Source organism: Dactylosporangium sp. NPDC006015, assembly GCF_040614215.1.
Classification (GTDB): domain Bacteria; phylum Actinomycetota; class Actinomycetes; order Mycobacteriales; family Micromonosporaceae; genus Dactylosporangium; species Dactylosporangium maewongense.
The window spans coordinates 35,756-60,286 of sequence record NZ_JBEXUD010000052.1 but is presented as its reverse complement, the minus strand read 5'-3'; the positions used below and the strand labels follow the sequence as shown (position 1 = coordinate 60,286).

Sequence of the window (24,531 nt, the reverse complement as noted above, 5' to 3'; positions counted from 1 at the left end):
GTGGTACGCGTGCCGGTCGCCACCCTGTGGGCCGAGCCATCGAAGACCCGCCCCTGCGACGCACCTGCCCTGCGCGACGAGCCCGACCTCGCCGGCTGGGTCGCGGCGATGACCCCCGACGAGCAGACCAGCAGCGACGTCGTGACCCAGGCCCTCCTCGGCGACCGGGTCGTCGTCGAGGAGAGCCGCCCCGACGGCTGGTCCAGGGTGACGCTCCCCGGCCAGCACGACTACCCCGGCTGGATCCGCACCGCCCACCTGACCACCGCACCCGCCCCGGACGACCAGGCCCCCGCACCGGCGGCGAAGCCCCCGACCGGCGAGGAGGTCCTGACCGAGGCCCGGCGACTGATCGGCGTCACCTACGTGTGGGGCGGCCTGTCGACGCACGGCATCGACTGCTCCGGCCTCGTCCACCTAGCCTGGCGGCGCCTCGGCGTCAGCCTCCCCCGCGACGCCCACCAGCAGCAGGCCGCCACGGTCGCGGTGCCGGCCGGCGAGGAGCGCCCCGGCGACCTGTACTTCTTCGCCCGCCCCGGCCGCTCCGCCCACCATGTCGGCATCGTGGTGACGCCCGGTCACCTGATCCACGCGTCGCAGGGACGGCACGCCGTCGTCGAGGAGCCGATGCCACCGGAGCGGGCCGAGACCCTGGCCGGCGCGCACCGCGTGTGATCCGCCTATTGCGGTTCGGTCGATGTCGATGTTGGATGTCGGCAGCGCAAGGAGGCTGCGGTGCTCGCACTGCTCGGCCGGTGGACCGCCGACCACCGGATGCTCGTCCTCGCCGTCTGGGCCGTGATCGCCCTGGCCGGTGCGGTGTTCGGGGGCACGGTCTACGACCGGACCCAGTCGGTGGACGGGCTGCGCCCCGACGTCGAGTCGTCGGTCGCGCGGGAGCGCATCGACCGGCTCGCGCCGGAGGGTGAGCGGGTCGTCGCGGTCATCTCGGGGCGCGACTTCAACGCGACCGCGCTCGTCGACAACGCCAGCCGGGTCATGTTCGACATCCGGGCCATCCCCGGGGTCGCGAAGGTCACCGACGCCTACACCGCCGGGTCCGGCCAGGTCTCCAGCGACAACCGCAGCTCGCTCGTCACCGTCGAGCTCAAACCGGACCTCACCGACGCCGAGGCACTCGCCGTCGCGGACAAGGTCAAGGCCGCGCTGCGCCGCATCGACGCGCCGCGGGTGCTCGTCGGCGGGGAGCTGCTCGCCGAGCGGACATTCGGCGAGCAGGCCGTCAAGGACGCCGCGATCGGCGAAGGGGTCGCGCTCGTCGTGCTGTGCGGGGTCCTCGCCGTCGTCCTCCGCGGGATCGTGGCGGGCAGCCTGCCGCTGGTCGCCGCGCTCGGCACGGTCGCCGCGACGCTGCTCGCGCTGGCCGGGCTCGCCGGCGCGGTGCCGGTCAGCGAGTACGCGGTCAACGTCGTCACCCTCCTCGGGCTCGGCCTCGCCGTCGACTACAGCCTGCTGGTCCTCACCAGGTTCCGGGAGGAGCGCGCCGCGAACCGCAAGGCGGCGCTGCCGGACCTTCTCGCCACGACCGTCGCGACCGCCGGGCGGGCCGTGCTCGTCTCCGGGCTCGCCGTGGGCGCCGCGCTCGCCGGGCTGTTCGCGTTCGCGGAGCCGCTGCTCGCCGCGATGGCGCTCGGCGGCGCGCTCGTCGTCTGTCTCGCCACCGCCGCCGGCCTCACGCTGGTCCCGGCCCTGATCGCGGTCGCGCACCGGAGGATCCCGGCATTGGCGGTACCGACGCGGAAACAGCGACCCGGAGTCCTGGCGCGGCTCGCCGCATCCGCGCAGCGACGCCCCGCGGCCGTGGCGCTCGGCGTGACCGCCGGGCTGGTCCTGCTGAGCCTGCCCCTGCTGCACCTCACCCTCGCCAACTCCGACGCCCGGTCGCTGCCCACGAAGAGCGAGGAGCGGCTCGCGTACGAGGCGGTCGAGCGCGACTTCGCCAAGTGGACGACCCAGCCGGTCACCGTCCTCATCGAGGGCGGCGCCGGCGACGCGCCGGTGGTGCCGGTGCTGGAGCGGATCCGCGCCCTGACCGGCCAGGCCGAGCTCGACCTGCGCACCGGCCTGCCCGCCGGCGTCACCGTGGTCGACCTGCACCCGGCCGGGTCCGGCGAGCGCCTCGTCGGCCAGGTGCGCGCCATCGACGCGCAGGTGCCGGTGCTCGTGGCCGGCCCCGCCGCCGAGCTCATCGACGCGCGCGAGTCGACCCGGTCCAGGCTGCCGATCGCGATCGCGGTCATCGTCGTCGCCACCGCGATCCTGCTCTTCGCGCTCACCCGCTCGGTCGTGGTGCCGGTGAAGGCGCTGTGCATGAACGTCCTCACGCTCGTCGCCACCCTCGGCGTGCTCGTCGCCGTCTTCCAGTGGGGCTGGGGGTCGGCGCTGCTCGGGTTCGAGCCGTGGGGCGCGCTGGACATCACCACGCCGCTGCTGCTGTTCGTGTTCATCTTCGGCCTGTCGATGGACTACGAGGTGTTCCTCCTCGCCCGCATCAAGGAGGAGTGGGACGCCCGCACTGGCGACGACCGGGCCGCGAACGACCGGGCGGTGCTCGCCGGGATCACCGCGACCGGTCCCGTCGTCACCACGGCCGCCCTGGCGATCGGCATCGTCTTCCTCGGCTTCGCGCTCGGCGACCTGATCGCGGTGAAGGAGATCGGCGTCGGCATGACCGTCGCCGTGCTGCTGGACGTCACCGTGGTCCGCGGGCTGCTGCTGCCCGCCACCATGTCGCTGCTCGGCACCGCGAACTGGTGGCGGCCGGGCTTGAAGCCGGGTGGCACACTTCGCTCACGGGGGAGCTTGCCTCACAGGGACGTGACAAGCGGGAGGTAGGACGATGCGCCGGCCGTTCGTGGCCCGCGACCCGGAGCGGGCCGTCGTCGAACGCACGATCACCGGCGTGGAGCCCGGCGGGGCGCTGCTCATCGGCCCGGCGGGCATCGGCAAGAGCCGGCTCGCCGACGAGGTCGTCACCGCCGCCGGCCGGCAGGGGCACCACGCCATGCGGGTGCACGCGTCGGAGGCGGCGCGGGAGCTGCCGCTCGGCGCGCTCGGCCCGCTGCTGCCGGCGCAGCCGCCGAAGGACGTCGCGGCCGTGCTGCGGGCGCTGGTCCCCGGGCACGGGCGGGGGCTGCTGTTCGTCGACGACGTCGACCTGCTCGACCCGATGTCGGCGGCCGCGGTGCACCAGATCGTCGCCAACGGTCTCCTGGACGTCGTCGCCACCGTCCGCGCCGGCGTCGAGCTGCCCGCGTTCGTCACCGCGCTCATGCGCACCGGGCGGCTGGAGCGCGTCGACCTCGGCCCGCTGACCGCGGCGGGCGTCGCCGAGCTGGTCGCCGCCGTCCTCGACGGGCCGGTCTCCAGCATCACCGTCGCGCACGTGCAGCGGCTGTCGGCGGGCAACCCGCTGTACGTGCACGAGCTGCTGACCGACGCGGTGGAGTCGGGCGCGCTCGCCGTCGTCGACGGCCTGTGGCACCTGCGGCAGCTGCCGGCCGCGTCGCCGCGGCTGACGGACCTGCTCAACGCCCGGCTGCGCAGCACGAGCCGGCAGGAGCGGCTGGCCCTGGAGCTGCTGGCGATCGCCGGACAGCTCGGTCTTTCGCAGGTGTACGGGCTGAGCGACCACGACGCCGTCGAAGGGCTCGAACGGCGCGGGCTGATCACCGTCCGGCAGGACGGCCGGCGCACGCACGCCGCGCTCGCGCACCCGCTGTACGGGGAGATCCTGCGCACGACCCTGCCGGTGTCGGTCCGTCTGCGGCACAGCCGCACCCTCGCCGACCTGTGGGAGCGCACCGGCGCGCGGCGCCGCGAGGACCTGCTGCGCTGGGCGGTGTGGCGGCTCACCGGCGGCGGGCCGGTCAACGCGGCGTGGATGACCGAGGCGGCCCGCCTCGCCACCCTGCTGCGGGCCCGGGTCGCCGTCCGGGAACGCCTGGCCAGGCACGCGTGGCGGGCGACCGGCGCGGCGGAGGCCGGGCTGCTGCTGGCGGCGGCGCAGTTCGACGCGGGGCGGTCCGGCGACGGCTACGCGGTCCTCGACCGGATCGCCGCGACCGCCGACACCGACGAGGACCGGGCCGGCGCCGCGCTCGCCCGGGCGTTCTACCTCGGGTGGGGCGCCGGCCGGCTCGACGAGGCCCTCGCCACCCTGGAGCGGGCCGGGACGGTGGTCACCGACCCGCAGTGGCGGGCGGCGCTCACCACGCAGCGCAGCATGCTGCTCGCCGCGTCGGGCGCCCCGGACGACGCACTTGCCCTGCTGGAGCCGGTCCTCGGCGCTGACGGTGCCCTCACCCTGCAGGCGTCGGCGGCCGGGGGTCTGGCGTACATGCTGGCCGGCCGGTTCCCGGAGGCGATCCGCCTGGCCCGCCGAGCGCACCGGCTCGCGACCAGTGCCGAGCGCGCGCACCAGGACATCGGCGTCCTGCCCGGTCTCGCCGGGCTGTGCGTACGGGTGACGACCGACGCCGGCCACGTCGCCGACGCCCGGCGCTTCGGCGAGACGGTCCTGCGGACCGCCGCGGGCAAGGGCGACGCGCACGGCCTCGCCTGGATCACGGCTGGCCTGGCGAGCCTGGAGCTGCCGGCCGGTGACCTCGAGGCCGCCCGCGGCCACGCGATCGAGGCCGCCGCCTACTTCCGGCAGGTCAGCTCGCCGATCGGGCTCGGCTGGGTGCTCGCCATCGGGCTGCTCGTCGCCGTCCACGAGGGCGACCCGGCCCGGGCGGCGACGATCGCGGCGGAGCTGGCCGCGACCCGGCCCGAGCAGCGGCAGGTGCAGCTGTACCACTACGAGATCGACCGGGCGCTCGCCTGGCACGAGACGCTGGCCGGCGACCCGGAACGGGCCCGGCACCGGCTCGCGGCGCGGGCCAGGCACTGGTGGGACCGGGGCGCACTGCTGCCCGGCGTCGTGCTGTGCAACGACCTGGCCAGGCTCGGCGGCGCCCGGCAGGCCGCGGCGATCCTCGGCGACGTCCCACCCGGGTGGCCGCTCGGCGAGGCCGTCGCGGCGTTCGTGCGGGCGATGGCCGGCGGCGACGGCCCCGGGCTGGAGGCGGCGGCCCGGCGCTTCGACGAGCTCGGGTTCACCGTGTATGCGGCGGACGCGGCGGCGGCCGCGTGGGCGGTGAAGGGCTCCGTCCGGGACGTCAACCGGCTCGCCGCCGCCGTCGCCGCCTGCACGGCACGCTGCCCGGGGCTGCGCACCCCGCTGCTGGCCGCGGTCGACGCCGAGCACCGGCTCACCCCGCGGGAGCGGGAGATCGCCTCCCTGGCCGCCGCCGGGTTCAGCAACCGGGACATCGCGGAGCGGCTGACGCTGTCGTTCCGCACGGTCGAGAACCACCTGGCCCGCGTCTATCTCAAGCTCGGCCTGCACGGCCGCAACGAACTGAGTGGTGCGCCGCCACGAATCTGAGTGGCCGCCACTCATGACGCTGCGCATACCGCCCAGCCACTGTGTGCCGAGCATGTTTCGTCGTGCTGCCTGACCGCGCCATCGTGCGGGCCGGCCGCGCGGCGACGAAACGATGACATCTGGGGGCGGACGGTGACCGTCGACGCGACGTTCGGGCAGCTCGTGAAGACCCGGCGGCGCGCGCTCGACCTGACCCAGCAGGACCTCGCCAGCCAGGTCGGCTACTCGGTCATCACCATCCGCAAGGTGGAGACCGACGAGCGCCGGCCGTCGCGCGAGCTGGCCGAGCGGCTCGCGAAGTGCCTGCACATCGCGCCCGAGCGGCAGGGCGCGTTCATCGGGCTGGCCCGCCGCCAGGCCGACTGGGTCGACGACCGCGACTCCCCCACCAACCTGCCGACGCCGCCGACCCGCCTCATCGGCCGCGGCCACGAGCAGGCCGCGGTGCGCACCGAGCTGCTGCGGCAGGACAGCCGGATGCTGACGCTCGTCGGCCCGCCCGGGATCGGCAAGAGCCGGCTCAGCGTCGAGGTCGCGGCGGAGGTCCGCCCGCTGTTCCCCGACGGCGTGCACTTCGTGGCGCTCGCCCCGCTCGGCGACGAGGCGCTGCTGGTGCCGAGCATCGCCACCGCCCTCGGCGTCCGTGAGGTGCCCGGCACGCCGCTGGGCATGGCGCTGCTGGACCACCTGCGGACCCGGCGGCTGCTGCTCCTGCTCGACGACTGCGAGCACCTGCCGGGCGCGGCGCGGCTGGTCGCGGAGATGCTGTCGGCCGGCCCGCAGCTGCGGGTCCTCGCCACCAGCCGGGCGCCGCTGCACCTGCGGGGCGAGCGGCTGTTTCCCGTGCCGCCGCTGCGGCTGGCGGACGACGGGCCGGCGCTGACCGCGGAGACGGCCGCCCGCGCCGCCGCCGTCGAGCTGTTCGTCGAACGCGCCCACGCCGTCGACCCGCACTTCGCCCTCACCGACGCCAACGCCGCCGACGTCGCCGCGATCTGCGCCGGCGTCGACGGGCTGCCCCTGGCGATCGAGCTGGTCGCGGCGCGGATCACGCTGCTGAGCCCGCCGGCGATCCTGTCCCGCCTCTCCGACCGCCTCGCACTGCTCACCGACGGGCCGCGGGACCTGCCGGAGCGGCAGCAGACGCTGCGGCGGACCATCGACTGGAGCTACGACCTGCTCGACCCGGCAGAGCAGCGGCTCTTCGCGCGGCTGGCGGTCTTCACCGGCGGCTGCACCGTCGCCAGCGCCGAACAGGTCGCCGGCCTCGACGGCGAGCGGCCCGGGGCGATCCTGCACGGGCTGACCGGCCTCGCCGACAAGAACCTCGTCCGGCAGGAGGTCCGCGGCGACGGCGAGCGCTACGCCGTCTTCTTCGACATGATCCGCGAGTACGCCCTGGAGCGGCTCGCCGCGTCCGGCGAGGAGGACCGAATCCGCGCCGCGCACGCCCGTTACTTCCTCGACCTGGCCGAGATCGCGTACGGGCAGCTCGGCGGCGCCGCGCAGGAACAGTGGCTGAGCCGCCTGGACGCCGAGCACAACAACCTGCGCGCCGCCCTGGAGTGGCACGTGCAGAGCGACGACGCCGAGGGCGGGCTGCGGCTCGTGGCGGCGCTGTGGAAGTTCTGGCACATCCGCTCGCACCACACCGAGGCGGGCCGGTGGACGACCCTGGCGCTGCACCTGACCGGCGAGCACGACCCGGCGGTCCGCGCGCGCGTGCTCTACGGCGCCGGCTGGATCGCCGTCGACCGCGGCGACCACCTCCTGGCCCGCGCCTGCTTCGGCGAGAGCCTCAACCTGTGCCGGCGGCTCGGCGACCCGCGTGGGATCGCGGAGGCGCTGCACGGCGTCGGCGTGATGCTGCAGGCGTCCGGCTCCGGCCGGCAGGCGCTCACCCTGTTCGAGGAGAGCCTGGAGCTGTACCGCGGGCTCGGCGACGACGAGGGCATCGCCTGGTCGCTGGACCATCTGGGCGAGGGCCGGCTCGCGCTCGACGACCCGGCCGGCGCGGAGGCGCTGTTCGAGGCGGCGCACACCATCTTCGGCCGTCTCGGCCACGCGTGGGGCGCCGTCATCACCCTCGACCACCTCGGCCTCGCCGGCCTGGTCCAGGGCGACCACGCGGCGGCCGAGGAGCGCTTCGCGCGGGCGCTGGAGCTCTTCGGCGAGCTCGGCAGCACGTGGGGCGTGTCGACCGCGGTCGCCCACCTCGGCCGGGCCGCGCTCGCCGCCGGCGACCTGCAACGCGCCAGGGAGTGCTTCGGGCGCTGCCTGGCCCTCAACCGTGCGGAGGCCGACCGTGACGGGGTCGTGCGCTCGCTCGCCGGCCTGGCGGGCGTGGCGATCGTGGAACACGACCTGGAACGCGCGGCCGGCCTCTTCGGCGCGATCTCCGCGGTGTCACGCGTGCTCATGGACCCGGTGGAGCGGGCCTGCCAGGCGCGTGACCTCGCCGTGGTCCGGCGGCACCTGGGCGACGAGCGCGTCGCCCGGGCGTGGGCCCGGGGCGCGGCGGGCGGACTGGACGCCCAGCACGAACCGGTGGGCACCGGCTGACCCGCCGGTGCCCACCACCTCCACCCCGGCGGCGACCGCCCTTCGGCAGGAGGTCGATCATGGCGTTGTTCGCGGCCCTGTGCTGTGGCAGTCTGTCCCGTGGTGAACGGCCGAGGCGATCAACGGAGACGGCCGGACCGGGGACTGCTGGCGCTCGCTGTCGTGTTGCTCATTGCGGGATTGGCGCTCGCTGCCGGGACGCCGGTCCTCTTGTCGTGGAACCACGACAAGGCCGAACGGCTACGCGCCACCGGAGTGCCAGTCGACGCCTCGGTCACCGGCTGGTCCACACAGCAGCGCAGCACGGCGGCCGCTGACTACATAAGGCTGGCGTACACCTACAACGGCGTGCGGTATTCGGCCCAGACGCGATGCGGCGGCAGCGGCGGGTGCGCCGAACCGCCTGGTCCGATGCTGCGGATCTGGGTCGACCCGCAGCATCCCGACGAGTTCGTGACCAGCGACGGCAACACCGACGACTCGAACCTCGCCACCCGCTACCTTCTGCTACCGGCCGGCTTCATGACACTGGTCGGCGGCCTCGGCATCTGGGTCGCCACGGCGCTTCCCTCAACCCTGTTTCGTGGGCGCCGACGGGCGTGAGACCCGATCGACCGGCAGGTGCAAGTTCGGCGCTGCCCGGGACGTTCGTGCTCACGAGCGGCTGGGCGAACTCGGAGCTGCGCACCACCACGAAACGGGTGGCACTGCGGGCCGGCGCCAACACCATCACCCTCGGCAAGGGCAACGGCTACGCGGAGATCGACTTCATCGACGTACGCCCCGACACCCACCGCTACGAGGCCGAGCTGGCCGCCGTGACCAACGCCCGCATCGGCGGCTTCCGCTGGAACGAGTTCCCCGACAAGGTCGGCGGCATCGACCTCCCGGACAGCGCCGTCGAGTTCGCGGTCGAGGCGCCGATGACGGGCACCTACCGCCTCGAGGTCGGCTACGCCAACGGCACCACCACGACGTCCACGCATCAGGTGTACGTCAACGGCGCCGCCGCGGGCACCGTCTCCTACCCGAGCACCGGCGCGTGGTTCGACGGCCCGACCCAGGACCGTGCCGGTCGCGTCGCCCCGGTGACGGTCCAGCTCAACGCCGGCACCAACCGGATCCGTTTGCAGAAGGGCGTCGGCTACGCCGAGCTCGACTACGTCGAGCTCAAGAAGACCGACGCCTGACCGGCCGTCGATGGCGAAGGGGCGCCCCCTGGGTCCGGTGGGCGCCCCTGGGCCGGTCAGGTCACTTGTAGGTGATGTCGCTCTTGTTCACCTTGCAGTTGGCGTCGTTCCAGCCCTCGCCGAGGTAGGTCGGCTCGGAGCCCTTGCTGACGCCCTTGTACTTGCCGCACACCGTGGTGCTGGAGCCGTTGTAGACCGTGACCCGCGTGATCGTCGCGGTGTCGCCCCAGTTGGAGTTGATGCCGGCGACCATGTCCACGTCGTCGACGATCACGTTGTCGATCCGCACGTGCCGCTGGTACGAGCTGGAGCAGTTCCCGCACGCCCGGTACAGCTTGCCGGTGCCCTTGAGGTAGAAGCCACTGATGCTCACGGTGCCGTTGCCGTTGTGCTGGAACGTCTTGTCGGAGCCCGACCGGGCGCCGCCGCCGATCACGTACGAGGTGCCGCCGCCGGTGCCCTTGAACGTGGCGGCGTCCTCACCGATGTCGTTCCACCACACGTTCCTGAGCGTGCAGGTGCCTTCGCAGTGCACACCGTCACCGGCGGGCGAACCCAGGATCACGTTCTGCAGGGTGCCACCGTTGGCGATCTTGAACATCGGGTCCTGGCTCTCCGACTGGCCACCGTCACCGATGCAGCAGTAGGTCTTCATGCCGCCGTCGAACGTGCCGGAGACATTGACCGTGCCGGAGATCTTCACGTTGCCCTGCGACGCCGGCCACGACGTGGTCGGGTTGCCGCCACCGCCACCGGTCGAGGTGGGCGTCGGGTTGCCGGTGGGGTTCGACGTCGGGTTCGAGCCGCCGCCGGCGTACGTCTCGAACTCGGCGATCCGCGGCGCGCCGGACGCGCTCGTGATCTCGAAGGTGATCTTCTTCAGCGAGACCGAGGAGAAGTTGATCGTGCTCGGGCTGCCGCTGCCGCTGGCCAGGACGGCACTCGTGTCGTGGTTGAGGACCCGCCAGGCGCCGATGGACCCACCGCCCGAGGCCTGCCGGATGACCGCCGAGGCCACCGTTGTCGCGCTGCCCCACTTGATCGAGATCGAGCCGGTCGAGCCGTCCGGCGACCAGTAGGTGCTGGTGTTGCCGTCTTTGACGTTGCCGTAGCTGGTGCCGCTGGCCTTACTGGAGCCGTCGGCGCCGGCGCTGAGGCTCAGGTTGTCGGCTGCCGCGGCTTGGGGCATCTGCAGCGTCAGCGTGACACCGGCGGCTGCGACCGCGGCGGCTCCCGCAGCTAGCCACCGTACGGCGACTGGTCGTCTCATCCGTGTCTCACCTTCCGAGAGTGGACCGCTCCCCGATCAGGTCGGGAAAGCGCTTTCCTGGGAACGTAGAGACGAGTCGATGTCGAGGCAATCGGATGTCCGGTTTCACCCGTTTGTCGGTGTGACCAACCGTGAAAATTCCAGGGTCCCGACCCCGACCGACTGGCACACCGACAAGCGGGTCCGTACCTTCGCCGGCGATCATCCCTAGCAGTCTTGCAGCTCACCGCTGCCTGAGTAGAGTTCGTGGCCGTGCGAGCCCTGTCCGCGCATGCGGTCAGCGTCCCGCGCGCCGGCGGCCGCACGGTCGCCGGGGCCGTCCGGGGCGCGCCGCGTCCCGGCCTGCGTCAGAGCGGGGCGTCATGAGTCCGATCCTGTTCGTCTTCGTGGTGGGTGTCGCCGTGGCCCTGGTCCGGCGCCGCTTCCTGGTCACTCCGGACGGCCGGACGGGCGGGGACCCGCCGGCCCGGCTGCTGGGCTGGGCGGTCGGCCTGCTGGCCGAGCAGCGGCAGGAGTGGGGGCAGGCGATGATCGGCGAACTGGACCGCCTCGACGGGCGGGCCCGGCGCTGGCGCTTCGCCCTCGGCTGCGTCGCCGCCGCGGTGGTCGTGCCGCCCTGGGGGCCCGCGGCCGCGGCCCTCGCGGCCATGACGGCCGCCGCGGCCGGCGCCGGCGGGCTGTACGTCGCCACACACGTGCACTACCGGCTGCACACCGACGGCTGGACCTGGGCCGGGGCCTTGATCCTGCTGCTGCTCCTGGTCGGCTACGTCCTCGGCGGGGGCGTGTTGCTTCGCCGCCCGGGTGTGGCCGGCCCCGGACTGGTCGGCGCCCTGCTCGTCACCGCGGCCTGGCTGGCGGTCGGTGGGTTCACGTTCGAGGAGTGGCTCAAACCGATCCCGCACCACCCGTGGTTGATCGTCCTGACGCCCGTCCTGGTCGGCGCGGGCGCCACGCTGTGGGGCGGCGGCGCCGCTGTCGGCCGGCGCGCCGCACGCCTGGCCACCGTCACCGCCGCCCTGGCCGTCTACCTGTACGGGGTCCTCGCGGTCGCGGTCGTCGGCGCCACCGGGCACGATCCCAGCGACGGATGGACGACCGCCCAGATCGTCGCCGACGACCTCGGCAACCAGGCCGTGTTCTACCTTGTGGCGCTGCCGCTGGTGACCTCGACCATCGGGTGGGCCGCTGCCGCCGCCACCGCCCGCCTGCGCTTCGGCAGTTCGATGCCCGCGCCGGCCTACCTCGCTGTCCGGACCGCAGGCCCCGGGCCGGCGGCGGATCCCGCACCGGTAACCACGCAGCCGCAGTCCCGCCCGGCACGAGAAGCCGGCGGCGGCACGTCCGGTGCGATCCCCGCTGCACCGGCCCGCCGGAGCCGAGCCTGGTTCCTCCTGCTGCTGTCCGCCGCCCTGGCAGCAGCGGCGTTCCTCGTCCTGTTCACCATGCTGAGCCCCCACGCGTAACCTCGCCCCTCGGCACGCTCGCGCGGCGCGGTGCACCCCGCCTTCGTCTCCCGCACTACGCACAATCGCCTATTTCCCACTCGCGCCAAGGGCCACCCGCACAAGCGGAACGTATTCTGCCTGTACCTGTCCCGGGTGCGCGAGGTCACCACGCTGGAGCTGACCCACCACTCCGGCGACGCGGTGAAGATCAGCGGGCCCGGTGTCACGCCCGCCGACATCGACCGTGCCGTCGACGCGCTCCGCGAGTTCGACCGGCGCGACGGGACGGACGACCAGCGGCCTGCCGGCGCGGCGGGCTGAGATGGCGCGCCTCGCGAGCCCGGACGACAGCCGGGTGGTCCTGGTCGGCAACGCGCATTACGCGCATCCCGACATCAGTGACCTGCCAACCGTCTCGGCCGGACTGCTGCTACAGCGGCGCGGCGCTGCCGCTGATGGGCGACGGCGACAACGAGTCCGACCTGCAGGAGGCCGACGGGGTGGCCATCCTGTCGTCCGGCGACGCCAACTTCCACGCCAACCCGGTCGACGTCGAGGGCCGGTTCACGCTCTTCACCGGGGCGCTGATCCGCGCCGTCCGCCAGGGCCTCGACAACGGCGAGCCGACGCTGACCATCACCGCCGTGTTCCAGCACCTCCGCGCGGTGCTCGGACAGCCGCGGATCAACCAGAGCGGCGCCATCGACCGGGTCGGACTGTTCCGCAACGCCCGCTACGAGGGAACCGTCGAGCCCGACCAGCTCGCCAGCGGGGGCACGACGTTCCGGGCGCCGGCCGAGCTGATCCGGGAGCGGATGCGGCAGTCGCCTGGACGGTGACGCTGACGTTCGCGTGCGCCGTGGCGCTGTCCGAAGGTGATCGCGACACCGGCATCGCCGGGCTGGTCATCGCCATGATCGGGGTTCTCGTCGCGCTCTACCGACTGTTCTGGATCACCACGCAGCTGCGCATCACGCCGAACGGCATCGCCCACCGCAGCCTGCTCTGGGACCGTCAGCACAGCTGGGACGAGATCCTCGGCGTCCGCCTGCGGAGGTCCCGCTCGCTGCTGTTGTTCCCGCGGTACGACGTGGAGATCCGGACGGAGACGACCGAGACCACAACCACGTCGAGCACCATCACCACGGGCAAGGACGACCGGCCGACGACGTCGAAGTCGACCACGGTCAAGGCGCGGGACACGTTGTGCTCGCTCAACGACGTGGACGCCCCGGCCGCGCAGGTCGCGCACGCGTTGAGCGCCGCCGCCGGCCGGAAGGTGCTGACCGTCGACGAGATCGACGACCGGGTCAAGCGGTTCCCGGCGCCGGTGGACCGGCTCGGCGGCCGCCTGTTCACGATCGCGGTGGGGGCGCTGCTGGCCGCCACGGTCGACTGGTTCACCGCCGTGCTGGTGACCGTGGCCGTCGCGGTGCTGTTCGCCCGCCTGGTGTTCGAGAAGCCCTGGCGCACCATCGGCGTCGGCGCCGACGGCATCGAGATCGCCGGCCCGTTCCGCACCACCAAGTACCCGTGGGCGGGCATGCGATACGTGGCTGTGCTGCCGTGGCGCACCCGGCTGCCGGGCCGGCGGATCCTGTACATCGCCGACCGGCTGGCGCCCGACAGCCAGGTCCACTCACCGTGGCTGATGACGGCCCGAGACAGCAGCATCGTGGTCCGCAACCTCGCCCTGTCGGTGTGGAGCGCCCGCCGCCTGATGGCCGCCCTGGAACAGTTCGGCGGCGACAGCTGGCGCCCCAACATGCGCACGCTCGACGTCCGCGACCACCGCCCGGACCGCACCCGCCCCTGAACGACACATCCGGCAGCCAAGCTCGCCGGGTCAGCGATTCGCGGACGTCACCTCACCACTCGGCGGCGGGCTGCACGACGTCGGGGCCGCCGGTGTGCGGGGTCGAGACGTAGCCGCTGTGCGGCTCCGGCAGCGCCGCCACACACCTCGCAGAGCAGGCATTGACCAGCAACGGCAGCACGTCGGTGCCGACCCAGCGAGAGATCCAGACCTGGCGCAGCTCACGGTCGACCGGCCCGTCGCAGACGCTGCAGATCCGCACCGCGTCGGCACCCCACACACCCGGGTCGAGCACTGCGAGGTCCACATCCCCGGCGCCGGTCAGCGGCCGCAGCGCCGGAAACGGCGACCGGTACTTGAAGTTGCCGTACAGGGCCCGCGTGCTCACCGTGCTGTCGGCAAGCTTCGCGCATCTGGTCAGCTCGTACGGGTACCAGTGCAATCGGTGCGACGTGTAGGGCTCGAACATCTCAAGACTCGTCATGGCCCCGATCTCCGGTGGGATGCGCACCAGGTTCGTGCCGTACAGCACCAGATGTTTGACCGCGGTCAGCTTCGCGATCGCCGGCGGCAGCGTGACGATCTGCCGCCGCTCGGGAGCGCTCAGCTCCACGAACGGTTTGAACACCGTCCGCCCGTCCGCCGCCGCCTCATCGATCAGCGCCAACAGATGCCGCCAGCCGGCCGCCGAGGTGTCCTGCCGATCCCCGTGGAAGGAGACGGTTGCCGGCTGCGTCTCGTCGGGGTAACCGGTGCACAAGCACCTGTCCCGGTCGGGCCCACCCCCAGCGGGTCCGACCGCGTCCGCGAACCGGTTGGGGAACACGTGCGGCATGACCTCGTCTGCGCCCATCAGGGGAGCATATCGATGGCACCGGCGTCCTGGCCGGCGGCTGGGGCGCGTTCAGGTGGCCGTCGGATGCGGCTGGTCGTCGGAGGGGACGTGGACGTGGAGCTTGTCGTACCAGCGCGATCCTGGCGAGCGGCGGGCGGGGCGGGCCCGCGCCTCGGGGTGAGGGACGGGCCCGCGCTTGCCTTACGGGCCGGTGCAGAAGCCGACGTCGTTCGTCGTCTGGCCGGGTTGGAGGATCTTGTTCCAGGGGTTGGCGGGGTCGGCGTGGGCGTTGACGGCGGTCGCGCCCTGCTGGGTCAGGACCATGTTCCAGGTCTGGCTGATGTGCTGGCCGGCCGGGATCGCGAAGGTCGCGAACCATTCCTTCGCCGCGCCGGTGTTGTTGGTGACGTACACGTCGGCGCAGTAGCCGCCCTGGCTGACCGGGCGGACGCCGGGCGGACGGACGACGACGGTGGCGGGCAGCGTGGACTGCTCACCGCAGTACATCGTCAGGTCCAGGTTCGTCACCGGCGGCAGGTTCGCCGACACCTGCTTGGCGGGCGACTCCACGACCGTCTGCGAACTGCCGGGCGCGGTGCACCCCGCCTTCGTCACCCGCACCTTGTACCAGCCGGGCGAGACGTCCCACCGGTAGAAGCCGTAGCCGTTGGTGAGCGACGGGTTCGCCCGGTTGCGCGGCGACATGATCGTGGTGCTGCCGTTGGGGACGGCGGTGTACGTGCCGGTCTGCGTCGCCGAGCGGTACAGCGTCACCGTCGCCCCGCTGATCGGCGAACCGGCCGTGTTGGACACCTTCCCGCTCGGGTCGATGAAGAGGTTGCCGGTGCTGGTGAACGTGACGCCGTTGCACACGATCGTGATGATGACCTGCGCCTCGTCGTGCAGGACGTAGCCGGCGGCCGGGTTGCGCAGCGGGCCGACGCCGGTCGCCGTGTAGTTGCCGGACCCGACGTGGGTGAGGGTGCCGTTGAGCCGGAACCCTTCCGTCGGCGGCGTCGTGTTGTAGTTGCGCCCGACGATCGTCCACGTGGCGCTCGTGGCCGGGGTGCAGCCGGTCGCGTTGATGGTGAACACGTCGTCCCAGTGCACGAGCGGCGTGCCGTCCGGCGTGGCCCGGCCGCCGGTGTTGATGCCGCCGCTGACCGCGACCGGGTTCACGCTGAACTTGGTCGTGGCGAGCGTCGAGGTCTGCGGCAGGTTCCAGATCTCGAAGCCGGCCTGCACCGAGGTGACCCACCACTTCGGCTCCAGGCAGATCGTCTGCTCGGGGGTGATCGGCGAGCCGGGGTCGGTGGAGCAGTAGATGCCCATGTCGTCGAGGCTCGCGGCGTACTTGGTGAAGATGTGGCTGTCGAAGCCGCCGTTGGCCGGGACGGTGCCGGGCACGGCCGGGTCACCGACGAGTCCGGTGCCTTTGGTACGGGCGACGAACGAGATGACGTTCCACCGCACGCCGTTGTCGAAGCTGCGGACGCGGCCGCCCCACACGTCGAACGTGGTGTCGGTCGCGACGCCGTTCACCGTGGTGCGGATGCCGGGGATCTTCACGTCGACGAGGAGCGGCATGCCGGCCGGCTGGATCTTGCCGGCGTGGGCGGCGTACGCCGTCGGGTTCTGCGCGTCGCCGGGCTGGGCGTTCACGTAGCCCTGGTTGTTCACCCAGATCATGATCTCGGCGCCGTCGTTCTGGCCCGGGTTGTTCAGCAGCTGCGGGTTCGTCGGCAGCGTGCTGCCCTGCGTCGCGCAGGTGCTCGGCTGCGGGCGGCAGTTGGAGTCGAACCAGATGTCGTAGGACGCGTCCCAGGCCTCGTTACCGCCGGGGGTCGCCGGGACGGTGATGTTCCAGACCGAGTCCATCCGGGCCACGCCGGCGGTCTGCTTCGGGAACGGCGCACCGGCCGGGGTCGTGCCCGACGGCGAGCAGGTGCCCCAGTGGCAGCCGGAGATGATGCTCGGGTACGCGGCCGGCGCGTGGATCTGGTGGCTGAACTCGTTGGCGGTGCCGGTGGTGTGGTTGACGCCGTCGTTCGGCGGCTGCTGCGCCACGAACGGCGCGGTGCCGCCGGTCGTGGCGTACTGGTCGCGCACGCCGGAGTTGGGGTTGACCCACGGGTCGCCGGTGCCGGCCCAGTCGCAGTTCGGGTCGAGCGGGTCGGCCCCGTTGGTGCAGGCCGGACCGGTGTTCGGGTCGGTGCCGAAGTACGAGTTGGCGGTGTAGTTGGTGACCGAGAACCCGGTGGTGGCGGTGTCGTAGTTCATCGTGAACCCGCCGCTGACGGCCGGGTTCCACAGGTTCGTCGCCACCTGGTACTGGCCCTCGGGGGTGGTGACCTGGGTGCTGAGGTAGCGGGTGCCGCCGCCGTTGTACGTGGCGGCGGGGGTGAAGGTGGACGGTGCGGCGTGCGCGGCCGCGGCGGGCAGGAGGGCGGCGACCAGCCCGGCCACCGCCACGAGTGCTCGACGCTTTCCGGTTCCCACGTGCATGCGATGCCTCCAGTATGTGGATGTGCATCTATTGGTTCAGCGGCGGCGTTTGTACCGCGAGGTGAACCGGCGATACGGCCGGCGCTACGGGCCGCGATACGGCCGCGCGCTGTATCGGTTTTTGTATCGGCCGCGCACGCATCGACGGTGTTAGCGTCGGGCAGCTCCCCCGTTCCCGCTGAAAGGTGTTGCCGGTCATGCCGCTGCGTGAACCGACGTTCCTGATCCTGGCCGCGCTGGCGGGCGAGCCGCAGCACGGGTACGGCGTCCTGGAGGACGTGCGGCGCATCTCCGAGGACCGGGTCCGCCTGCAGCCCGGCACCCTGTACGGCATCCTCGACCGGCTCCGCGGCGACGGGCTCATCGAGGTGGATCACGAGGAGGTCGTCGCCTCGCGGCTGCGGCGCTACTACCGGCTCACCACGCCGGGTCTCGACCTGCTGAGCGCCGAGACCGACCGCCTGCACCGCAACGCCGCCGCGGCCGACCGCCGGCTGCGGGCCCGCCCGGCGGTGAGCGCGTGATGACCGAGCTCGTGGCGGCGGAGCTGGTCCGGTTCGACTTCGCCGGCGAGGGGGCCGGCGAAGACGAGCTGTCGTGGGGGCAGCAGGAGATCTGGCTGGCGATGCAGCGGCAGCGCAGCTGGATCCCGATCGGCGGGCCGAGCACCCTGCGCCCCGGCACCACGCTCGACGACATCGTGGACGACCTGCGGTACACGATCGGGCGGTACCAGACGATGCGCACCCGGCTGCGCTTCCTGCCCGACGGGGCGGTGCGGCAGGAGGTGTCGGCGTCCGGGTCCTTCACGATCGAGGTCTTCGACGCGCCCGACGACGCGGACCCGCTGGAGTTCGCCGGCGCCGTCTTCGACTGGTTCCGGGCCTGGGACTACGACTACGTCAAGGACTGGCCGCTGCGGGTCGGCGTCGTGCGGCACCGTGGCACGCTCACCTACCAGGTCTCCGTCGTCACGCACCTCGTCACAGACGCGCTCGGCGGGGTCGTCATGATGGACGAGGTGACCCGGCGGGAGCCCGCCCCGGTCGCCGGCATGCAGCCCCTCGAGCAGGTGCGGCGGCAGCGCTCCCCGTCCGGCCGCCGGCAGAACGAGGCGGCGCTACGGTACTGGCGGCGGACCCTGCTGACCGTGCCCGCCCGTACCGTGCCGGAGTCCGCCGACAGGTGCGAGCCGCGCTACCGCGAGGGACTGCTGCACTCCCCCGCGCTCCGGCTGGCGCTGGGCACCCTCGCCGACCGGCACGGCGTGGACTCGGCGACCGTGCTCCTGGCGGTGTTCGCGGCGGCGACCGCCCGCGTCACCGGCGTCGACCCGGTCGTGATCCGCCCAATCGTCGGCAACCGCTTCTGGCCCGGCCTCGCCGACGTGGTGTGCCCCGTCAACCAGGCCGGCCTGCTCGTCGTCGACGCGCTCGGCGCCGCGTTCCCTACGCTGCTGGACCGGGTCCGTGGCGCGGTCCTGTCGACCTACAAGTACGCCAGCTTCGACCCCCTGCAGCTCGCCGCCACCGTCGCCGGCGTGGAGCGGGAGCGCGGCACCGCCATCGACCTGTCGGTGCTCTTCAACGACCGCCGCACCGGCGACCGCTCCGCACCGCCCTCCGCGGTGACCCTGCCGCAGATGGCGTCCGCGCTGGCCGCGACCCGCTTCGACTGGCCGGTCGCCCGCGACGACCCGCACGAGCCGCTCATGGTGAACGTCGAGGACACCGTGGACGCCCTGCTGGTGCGGATCGTCTTCGACACCCACCACCTCGCCCCGGCCCTCGCGGAGTCCTGGGTCCGCGCCATGCAGACCATCGCCGTCGCCGCCGCCGTCTAGCTCGCGTCGGCATCGTTGGTGCGCGCGATCGTGGCTGGGGTGTGGCCTGAGCGTTGTCGATCGCTGGGATTCTGGGCGGATGAACAGACGGGGGCAAGTGCTGGTCGTCCTGCTCGGCGGCGTGCTGCTGTCGGGGCTGCTGTGGTCGTGCACGTCCGGGACCGCCGGGCAGCACGCGGACGAGCTCGGCGAGGTGACCGCGGTCCTGGACTCGGCGCCGGGCACCGTGGTGGTCCACGTGCTGCGGCGCGAGCGCACGACCGCGTGGCGGGTCGACGACTCCGGCGAGGCCGTCGAGTGGATCGAGGGCGAGGTCGCCGCCGGCACGCCACAGGCCCGGCAATGCCAGCAGGACCTCTGCTACCGGGTGCCGGGTGACGCGCTGCGGGTCGAGCAGAGCACCGACGGCGGCACCACGTTCGGCACGGTGTGGGAGGTGAGCGGCGACGCGTACACCAGACTCGGCGCGAAGTATCCGCGACTCGGCGACCCGGCCCAGCACCTGTCGTCGCGGTCGCTGGTCGTGCACGCCGTGCCGGGCGGGCACGTGGTCTTCGTCGCGGACGGGCTGGACGGGCTGCTCTACCGGGACGTGCGGGGCGCGTGGCACCGGCTCGGCTCGCCCGACTCCGGCGAGGGCTGCTGCTACTACGAGCCGCCGCCGTCGCTCGCCGCCCCGTCGCTCACCGGTCTGCCGCTGCTGGCCGGCGCCGGCACGGCCGCGATCATCCTCCTGCTCGGCCTGGTGCCGGCGGCTCGCCGGCGGGCCTGGCGGGGGCTGCCGGTCGTGGCGGCGATCGCGGCGCTGGGCGGCCTCAACGCAGGCATCGCCGCAACCCTGCAGGACGTCGGCATGTTCCCAGGCCCGATGTACTCCGTGCCGCTGATCCTCGCCGTCACGGCCGGCGGCGGCATCTTCGCCCACCGGCTCGCCACCACCGACGGCGCCCCGCTCCGCCGGGCCGGCACTGAACAAGCTGCACAACCGGACGACGCGGCGTCACCGGTAGACGGAGACGATCCCCAGCCGTGAAGCCGGGCCCGGCCGCACGCGGCGACCGGGCCCGACAAGGGTTCAGTACAGGATCAGGACAGGTCGAAGCGGTCCAGCTCCATGACCTTCGTCCAGGCCGCGACGAAGTCGGTCACGAACTTGTCGCGGGCGTCGGCGCTGGCGTAGACCTCGGCGAGGGCGCGCAGCTGCGAGTTGGAGCCGAAGATGAGGTCGACCGCGGTGGCGGTCCACTTCACGTCGCCGGTCGACACGTCCTGGATCTCGTAGACGTGCTCCTGCGACTCCGACGCCTTCCACTTGGTGCCCGGGGACAGCAGGTTGGCGAAGTAGTCGTTGGTGAGCACGCCGGGGCGGTCGGTGAGGACACCGTGCGCGGCGCCGCCGACGTTGTTGCCCAGCGCCCGCAGGCCGCCGACGAGGACGGTCATCTCGGGTGCGGTGAGGTCCAGCATGTACGCGCGGTCGACGAGCAGGATCTCCGGCTGGGTCTTCTCGCCGGGGCGCAGGTAGTTGCGGAAGCCGTCGGCGCGGGGCTCCAGGACGCGGAACGACTCGACGTCGGTCTCCTCCTGGCTCGCGTCGGTGCGGCCCGCCCGGAACGGCACGGTCACCTCGACGCCCGCGTCGCCGGCCGCCTTCTCCACCGCGGCCGATCCGGCCAGCACGATGAGGTCGGCGAGAGAGATCTGCGCGCCGCCCGCGGCGTTGAACTCCTGCTGGATGCCCTCGAGCTTGCCGAGGACCTCGGCGAGCTGCGCCGGCTGGTTGACCTCCCAGCTGCGCTGCGGCTCCAGGCGGATGCGGGCGCCGTTGGCACCGCCGCGCTTGTCGGTGGAGCGGAAGCTCGCTGCCGACGCCCACGCGGTGGAGACCAGCTGCGCGACGCTGAGGCCGGAGTCCAGGACCTTCGCCTTGAGCGCGGCGACGTCGGCGTCGCCGACGAGCTGGCCGGAGGCGGCCGGGACCGGGTCCTGCCACAGCTGCGGCTCGGCGACCCACGGGCCGAGGAAGCGGCTGACCGGACCCATGTCGCGGTGCAGCAGCTTGTACCAGGCCTTGGCGAAGGCGAGCGCGAACTCCTCGGGGTTCTCGAGGAAGCGGCGGGAGATCTTCTCGTACACCGGATCCACCCGCAGCGAGAGGTCGGTGGTGAGCATCGTGGGCTTGTGCTTCTTGGACGGGTCGTGCGCGTCCGGGATGATCGCCTCGGCGTCCTTGGCGACCCACTGCTTGGCGCCGGCGGGGCTCGTGGTGAGCTCCCACTCGTAGCCGAACAGGATCTCGAAGAAGCGGTTGCTCCACTCGGTGGGCTTGTCGGTCCAGGTGACCTCGAGGCCGCTGGTGATCGTGTCACCGGCCTTGCCGCTGCCGTGCGTGCTCAGCCAGCCGAGGCCCTGCGACTCCAGCGGGGCACCCTCGGGCTCCGGGCCCACGTGCTCGTCGGCGTCGCCGGCGCCGTGCGCCTTGCCGAAGGTGTGGCCGCCGGCGATGAGGGCGACGGTCTCCTCGTCGTTCATGGCCATCCGGGCGAACGTCTCCCGGATGAAGTACGCCGCGTTGAGCGGGTCGGCGTTGCCGCGGGGACCCTGCGGGTTGACGTAGATGAGGCCCATCTCGGCCGCGCCGACCTCGGAGGCCATCTCGGCCTCACCGACGTAGCGCTCGTCGCCGAGCCAGGTGTCCTCGGGGCCCCAGAAGATCTCCTCGGGCTCCCAGACGTCCGCGCGGCCGAAGCCGAAGCCGAAGGTCTTGAAGCCCATCGACTCCAGGGCCACGTTGCCGGCGAGCACGAGCAGGTCGGCCCACGAGATCTTCTGGCCGTACTTGGCCTTCACCGGCCACAGCAGCCGGCGGGCCTTGTCGAGGTTGGCGTTGTCGGGCCAGCTGTTGAGCGGGGCGAAGCGCTGCCCGCCGTCGCCGGCGCCGCCGCGGCCGTCGTGGATCCGGTACGTGCCGGCGGCGTGCCAGCTCATCCGGATCATGAGGCCGCCGTAGTGCCCGAAGTCGGCCGGCCACCAGTCCTGCGACGTGGTCAGCACCTCGGTGATGTCGCGCTTGAGGGCCTCGACGTCGAGCTTCTGGAACTCCTTGGCGTACTCGAAGTCCGCCCCGAGCGGGTTGCCCTTGGACGAGTGGGCGTGCAGCACGGAAAGGTCGAGCTGGTTGGGCCACCAGTCGCGGTTGGTGCGCGGACGTCCACCGGTCTTCGGGGTCGGCGAGTCGATCGCCGGGTTCTCGCTCTCGCTGCCGTGCGCGACTGGGCAGCCGCCTGCCGTGGCCTGGGTGTCGCTCATGGTCTTCCTTCCGTCTTTCGTCCGAACGGACCGAATCATTTCGAAGCGCAGTCGGGGCAGGTGCCCCAATACACGACTTCCGCCTCGTCGACCACGTAGCCGTGGTCGTCCGAGGCGGTGAGACAAGGAACGTGGCCGGCGGCGCAGTCGACATCGGCGATCGCGCCACACGAACGGCACACGACGTGGTGGTGGTTGTCCGCCACCCGGGACTCATAGCGGGCGGTGCTGCCGGCCGGCGCGATGCGCCGCACCAGACCGGCGTCGGTGAGCGCCCGCAGAACATCGTAGACCGCCTGGTGGGAGACCATGGGATGTTCGGCGCGCACGAGGGTGATCACCGTGTCCGTGTCGACGTGCCGGTGCTCGTGCAGGGCGGCGAGGACCGCCAGCCGCGGCTTCGTCACCCGCAACGAGGCCGCCCGCAACTGCGCCTCGAAGTCGAACGTCACACGATCAACATAGACCACTAGTCTGGAACAGTTCAAGTTTTCACCGGGAGTGTCCCTGCACTTCATCCTGCCGGATGAGACGCCGCGGACCCCCGCGGACGCGCCGTCCGGTCATCCCGCGCGGATGGCGCGGCCGGCCCCCGCACACCCGACGATCGACAGGTGCCGAACCCCCCGTCCGCGGACGTCGCACGGGCAATGATCCTGCCGCTCGCCCTGGCCCAGTTCATCTGCAGCTACGCCGGCACGGCGATGAACGTCGCGATCGCGCCGATGGCCCACGACCTGGACACCACGGTGTTCGGCGTCCAGGCGAGCATCACGCTGTTCACGCTCACCATGGCCGCCCTGATGATCCCGGGCAGCAAGCTCACCGACGTGTGGGGCCGCAAGCGCTGCCTGGTCGCCGGGCTGCTGCTGTACGGCACCGGCGCCCTCCTCGCCGCGCTCGCCCCCGGCCTCGGCGTCATGATCCTCGGCAACGCGCTGCTGGAGGGCGTCGGCTCGGCGCTGATGATCCCGCCGATCTACATCCTCGTCACCGTCATGGCCCCGGACCTCGCGACCCGGGCGCGGTACTTCGGCGTCGTCAGCGGCGCCGGCGCGCTCGGCGCCGCGACCGGCCCGCTCATCGGCGGCCTCATCACCAGCCTGTTCAGCTGGCGGGCGTCGTTCCTGCTGCAGGTCCTCGTCATCGCGTGGATCATCGTGCTGATCCGCCGGCTGCCCGCCCCCGCCCGCACCGGCCCGGCGCCGTCCTTCGACGTGACGGGCGCGCTGCTGTCCGCCGCCGGACTGCTGCTCGTGGTGCTCGGCGTGCTGCTGTCCACCACGTACGGCTGGGGCGCCGCACGCTCGGACGTCGTCGTCGCCGGCCGGGTCGTCATCGCCGAGGGCGGCATCTCACCCGTCTGGCCGACGCTCGCCCTCGGGGCGCTGACGCTCGCCGCGTTCGCCTGGCACCTGCACCGGGCCGAGCGTCGCGGCCGCGAGCCGCTGCTGCACCTGCGCCTGTTCCGCGACCGCGCCGCCAACCTCGGCCTGGGCACGCAGGCGGTGCAGTGGCTGGTCATGCAGGGCACGTTCTTCGTCACCGCCGTGTACCTGCAGAACGCCCTCGGCTACAACGCCGTCATGACCGGCCTGGTGCTCACCCCAGCGACCGCCGGCATCCTGGCCTCGTCGGCGGCCGCCGAGCGCTTCGCCCGCAACCGCACCCAGCGCACCCTGATCATCGCCGGCTTCGTCCTCACCGTCGCCGGCATGGCCACCCTGCTCGCCCTGGTCGCCGCCGGCACCGGCATCTGGCGCACCGTCCCGGGCCTGCTGCTCGCCGGCCTGGGCCTCGGCACCATGCTCACCGCGTCCGTCAACCTGGTGCAGTCCTCGTTCCCCGACCACGACCAGAGCGACATCTCCGGCATGTCCCGCTCCGTGTCCAACCTCGGCTCGTCCCTGGGCACCGCCCTGGCCGGCTCGGTGATCGTGTCCGCCGCCCACCCCGGCGCCCACCCGTACGCGGCGTCGCTGGTGGTCCTGCTCGTGATCGCGGTCGGCGGCCTCCTGGTGTCCGTGCTGCTCCCCCGCACCCCCGCCCCGTCCCCGTCGCCGTCCCCGACCCAGTCCCCAGCCCCGGAACAACCGCACTGACCAACCCGGCCCGTCGGCTGCTCCTGGTCGAGCTCGAACACGACGGTGTCAGGGCCGGGCGTTGTCCTGCCAGGTGGTGATGCGAAGGACGATGAAGGCGGCGAGGAGGGCGGCGAGGATGCCGGCGGCGCCGGTGACGTAGGCGACCTCGACGGGGGTGTACACGTCCTTGAAGCCGTCGTTGCAACCCACCTGCAAT

The 24,531-nt window shown here is 72.7% G+C and carries 20 protein-coding genes; 14 read left to right on the top strand and 6 right to left on the bottom strand.

Annotated elements, in window-relative coordinates; all coding sequences use genetic code 11:
• The 6 genes from ABZ321_RS49380 (at position 1) to ABZ321_RS49355 (ending at position 9,204) form a co-directional block, all read left to right on the top strand.
• A complete protein-coding gene (locus ABZ321_RS49380) occupies positions 1-675 on the top strand; it encodes an NlpC/P60 family protein (protein ID WP_354903384.1) in 675 nt (224 codons plus the stop codon).
• A 60-nt stretch (positions 676-735) separates the two neighbouring features.
• Positions 736-2,856: an MMPL family transporter gene (locus tag ABZ321_RS49375; protein ID WP_354903351.1), complete on the top strand. Its 2,121-nt coding sequence runs from the start codon at positions 736-738 to the stop codon at positions 2,854-2,856.
• 4 nt (positions 2,857-2,860) lie between these two features.
• The gene (locus tag ABZ321_RS49370; RefSeq protein ID WP_354903350.1) at positions 2,861-5,452 is read left to right on the top strand and encodes a LuxR C-terminal-related transcriptional regulator; all 2,592 of its coding nucleotides are present in this window, start codon (positions 2,861-2,863) and stop codon (positions 5,450-5,452) included.
• A gap of 132 nt (positions 5,453-5,584) precedes the next feature.
• Positions 5,585-8,014 (top strand): tetratricopeptide repeat protein, encoded by a 2,430-nt coding sequence (locus tag ABZ321_RS49365; RefSeq protein WP_344506935.1) that lies wholly within the window; start codon positions 5,585-5,587, stop codon positions 8,012-8,014.
• An 84-nt stretch (positions 8,015-8,098) separates the two neighbouring features.
• Entirely contained in the window at positions 8,099-8,617 is a 519-nt protein-coding gene (locus tag ABZ321_RS49360; RefSeq protein WP_354903349.1) for a DUF3592 domain-containing protein, read from the top strand.
• Positions 8,614-9,204, top strand: coding sequence for a CBM35 domain-containing protein (locus tag ABZ321_RS49355; RefSeq protein WP_354903347.1), 591 nt, complete (start codon positions 8,614-8,616; stop codon positions 9,202-9,204). The genes ABZ321_RS49360 and ABZ321_RS49355 overlap by 4 nt, the downstream gene beginning before the upstream one ends.
• A gap of 61 nt (positions 9,205-9,265) precedes the next feature.
• Here the strand turns inward: ABZ321_RS49355 and ABZ321_RS49350 are convergent, their stop codons facing one another.
• Positions 9,266-10,474 (bottom strand): pectate lyase, encoded by a 1,209-nt coding sequence (locus ABZ321_RS49350; protein ID WP_354903345.1) that lies wholly within the window; start codon positions 10,472-10,474, stop codon positions 9,266-9,268.
• A 362-nt stretch (positions 10,475-10,836) separates the two neighbouring features.
• On the opposite strand from ABZ321_RS49350, the gene ABZ321_RS49345 reads away from it, so the two are divergent.
• The 4 genes from ABZ321_RS49345 (at position 10,837) to ABZ321_RS49330 (ending at position 13,738) form a co-directional block, all read left to right on the top strand.
• Entirely contained in the window at positions 10,837-11,940 is a 1,104-nt protein-coding gene (locus tag ABZ321_RS49345) for a hypothetical protein (RefSeq protein WP_354903344.1), read from the top strand.
• 135 nt (positions 11,941-12,075) lie between these two features.
• Complete coding sequence (locus ABZ321_RS49340; protein WP_344506941.1) at positions 12,076-12,243, top strand: hypothetical protein; 168 nt, start codon at positions 12,076-12,078, stop codon at positions 12,241-12,243.
• A gap of 77 nt (positions 12,244-12,320) precedes the next feature.
• On the top strand, positions 12,321-12,761 hold the full coding sequence (locus ABZ321_RS49335; protein WP_354903343.1) for a hypothetical protein: 441 nt from the start codon (positions 12,321-12,323) through the stop codon (positions 12,759-12,761).
• Positions 12,758-13,738 carry a PH domain-containing protein gene (locus tag ABZ321_RS49330; protein ID WP_354903341.1) on the top strand — a complete coding sequence of 327 codons (981 nt, stop codon included), beginning with the start codon at positions 12,758-12,760 and terminating at the stop codon, positions 13,736-13,738. Before ABZ321_RS49335 ends, ABZ321_RS49330 begins: the two co-directional genes overlap by 4 nt.
• A 52-nt stretch (positions 13,739-13,790) precedes the next feature.
• Here ABZ321_RS49330 and ABZ321_RS49325 read toward each other — a convergent pair whose 3' ends face one another.
• Together ABZ321_RS49325 and ABZ321_RS49320 are read right to left on the bottom strand one after the other, a co-directional pair.
• Positions 13,791-14,591 (bottom strand): leucine-rich repeat domain-containing protein, encoded by an 801-nt coding sequence (locus tag ABZ321_RS49325; RefSeq protein WP_344506945.1) that lies wholly within the window; start codon positions 14,589-14,591, stop codon positions 13,791-13,793.
• Between the two features lie 183 nt (positions 14,592-14,774).
• Entirely contained in the window at positions 14,775-17,078 is a 2,304-nt protein-coding gene (locus ABZ321_RS49320) for a cellulose binding domain-containing protein (RefSeq protein WP_354903340.1), read from the bottom strand.
• A 197-nt stretch (positions 17,079-17,275) separates the two neighbouring features.
• Here ABZ321_RS49320 and ABZ321_RS49315 point away from each other — a divergent pair, with 197 nt between their 5' ends.
• The 3 genes from ABZ321_RS49315 to ABZ321_RS49305 all read left to right on the top strand — a co-directional run bounded on the left by ABZ321_RS49315 (position 17,276) and on the right by ABZ321_RS49305 (position 19,954).
• Positions 17,276-17,602 carry a helix-turn-helix transcriptional regulator gene (locus tag ABZ321_RS49315; protein WP_354903339.1) on the top strand — a complete coding sequence of 109 codons (327 nt, stop codon included), beginning with the start codon at positions 17,276-17,278 and terminating at the stop codon, positions 17,600-17,602.
• Positions 17,602-18,921 carry a condensation domain-containing protein gene (locus ABZ321_RS49310; RefSeq protein ID WP_354903338.1) on the top strand — a complete coding sequence of 440 codons (1,320 nt, stop codon included), beginning with the start codon at positions 17,602-17,604 and terminating at the stop codon, positions 18,919-18,921. Before ABZ321_RS49315 ends, ABZ321_RS49310 begins: the two co-directional genes overlap by 1 nt.
• Positions 18,922-19,000: 79 nt before the next feature.
• Positions 19,001-19,954, top strand: a complete 954-nt coding sequence (locus ABZ321_RS49305) for a hypothetical protein (RefSeq protein WP_354903337.1) — start codon at positions 19,001-19,003, stop codon at positions 19,952-19,954.
• Between the two features lie 53 nt (positions 19,955-20,007).
• On the opposite strand, the gene katG is transcribed toward ABZ321_RS49305, so the two are convergent.
• Together katG and ABZ321_RS49295 are read right to left on the bottom strand one after the other, a co-directional pair.
• The gene (gene katG, locus ABZ321_RS49300) at positions 20,008-22,230 is read right to left on the bottom strand and encodes a catalase/peroxidase HPI (protein WP_354903336.1); all 2,223 of its coding nucleotides are present in this window, start codon (positions 22,228-22,230) and stop codon (positions 20,008-20,010) included.
• A 35-nt stretch (positions 22,231-22,265) separates the two neighbouring features.
• Entirely contained in the window at positions 22,266-22,682 is a 417-nt protein-coding gene (locus ABZ321_RS49295; protein ID WP_354903335.1) for a Fur family transcriptional regulator, read from the bottom strand.
• A gap of 162 nt (positions 22,683-22,844) precedes the next feature.
• On the opposite strand from ABZ321_RS49295, the gene ABZ321_RS49290 reads away from it, so the two are divergent.
• Positions 22,845-24,332 (top strand): MFS transporter, encoded by a 1,488-nt coding sequence (locus ABZ321_RS49290; RefSeq protein ID WP_354903333.1) that lies wholly within the window; start codon positions 22,845-22,847, stop codon positions 24,330-24,332.
• Positions 24,333-24,380: 48 nt separating this feature from the next.
• On the opposite strand, the gene ABZ321_RS49285 is transcribed toward ABZ321_RS49290, so the two are convergent.
• Positions 24,381-24,524: a hypothetical protein gene (locus ABZ321_RS49285; protein ID WP_354903332.1), complete on the bottom strand. Its 144-nt coding sequence runs from the start codon at positions 24,522-24,524 to the stop codon at positions 24,381-24,383.
• Positions 24,525-24,531 lie beyond the last annotated feature (7 nt).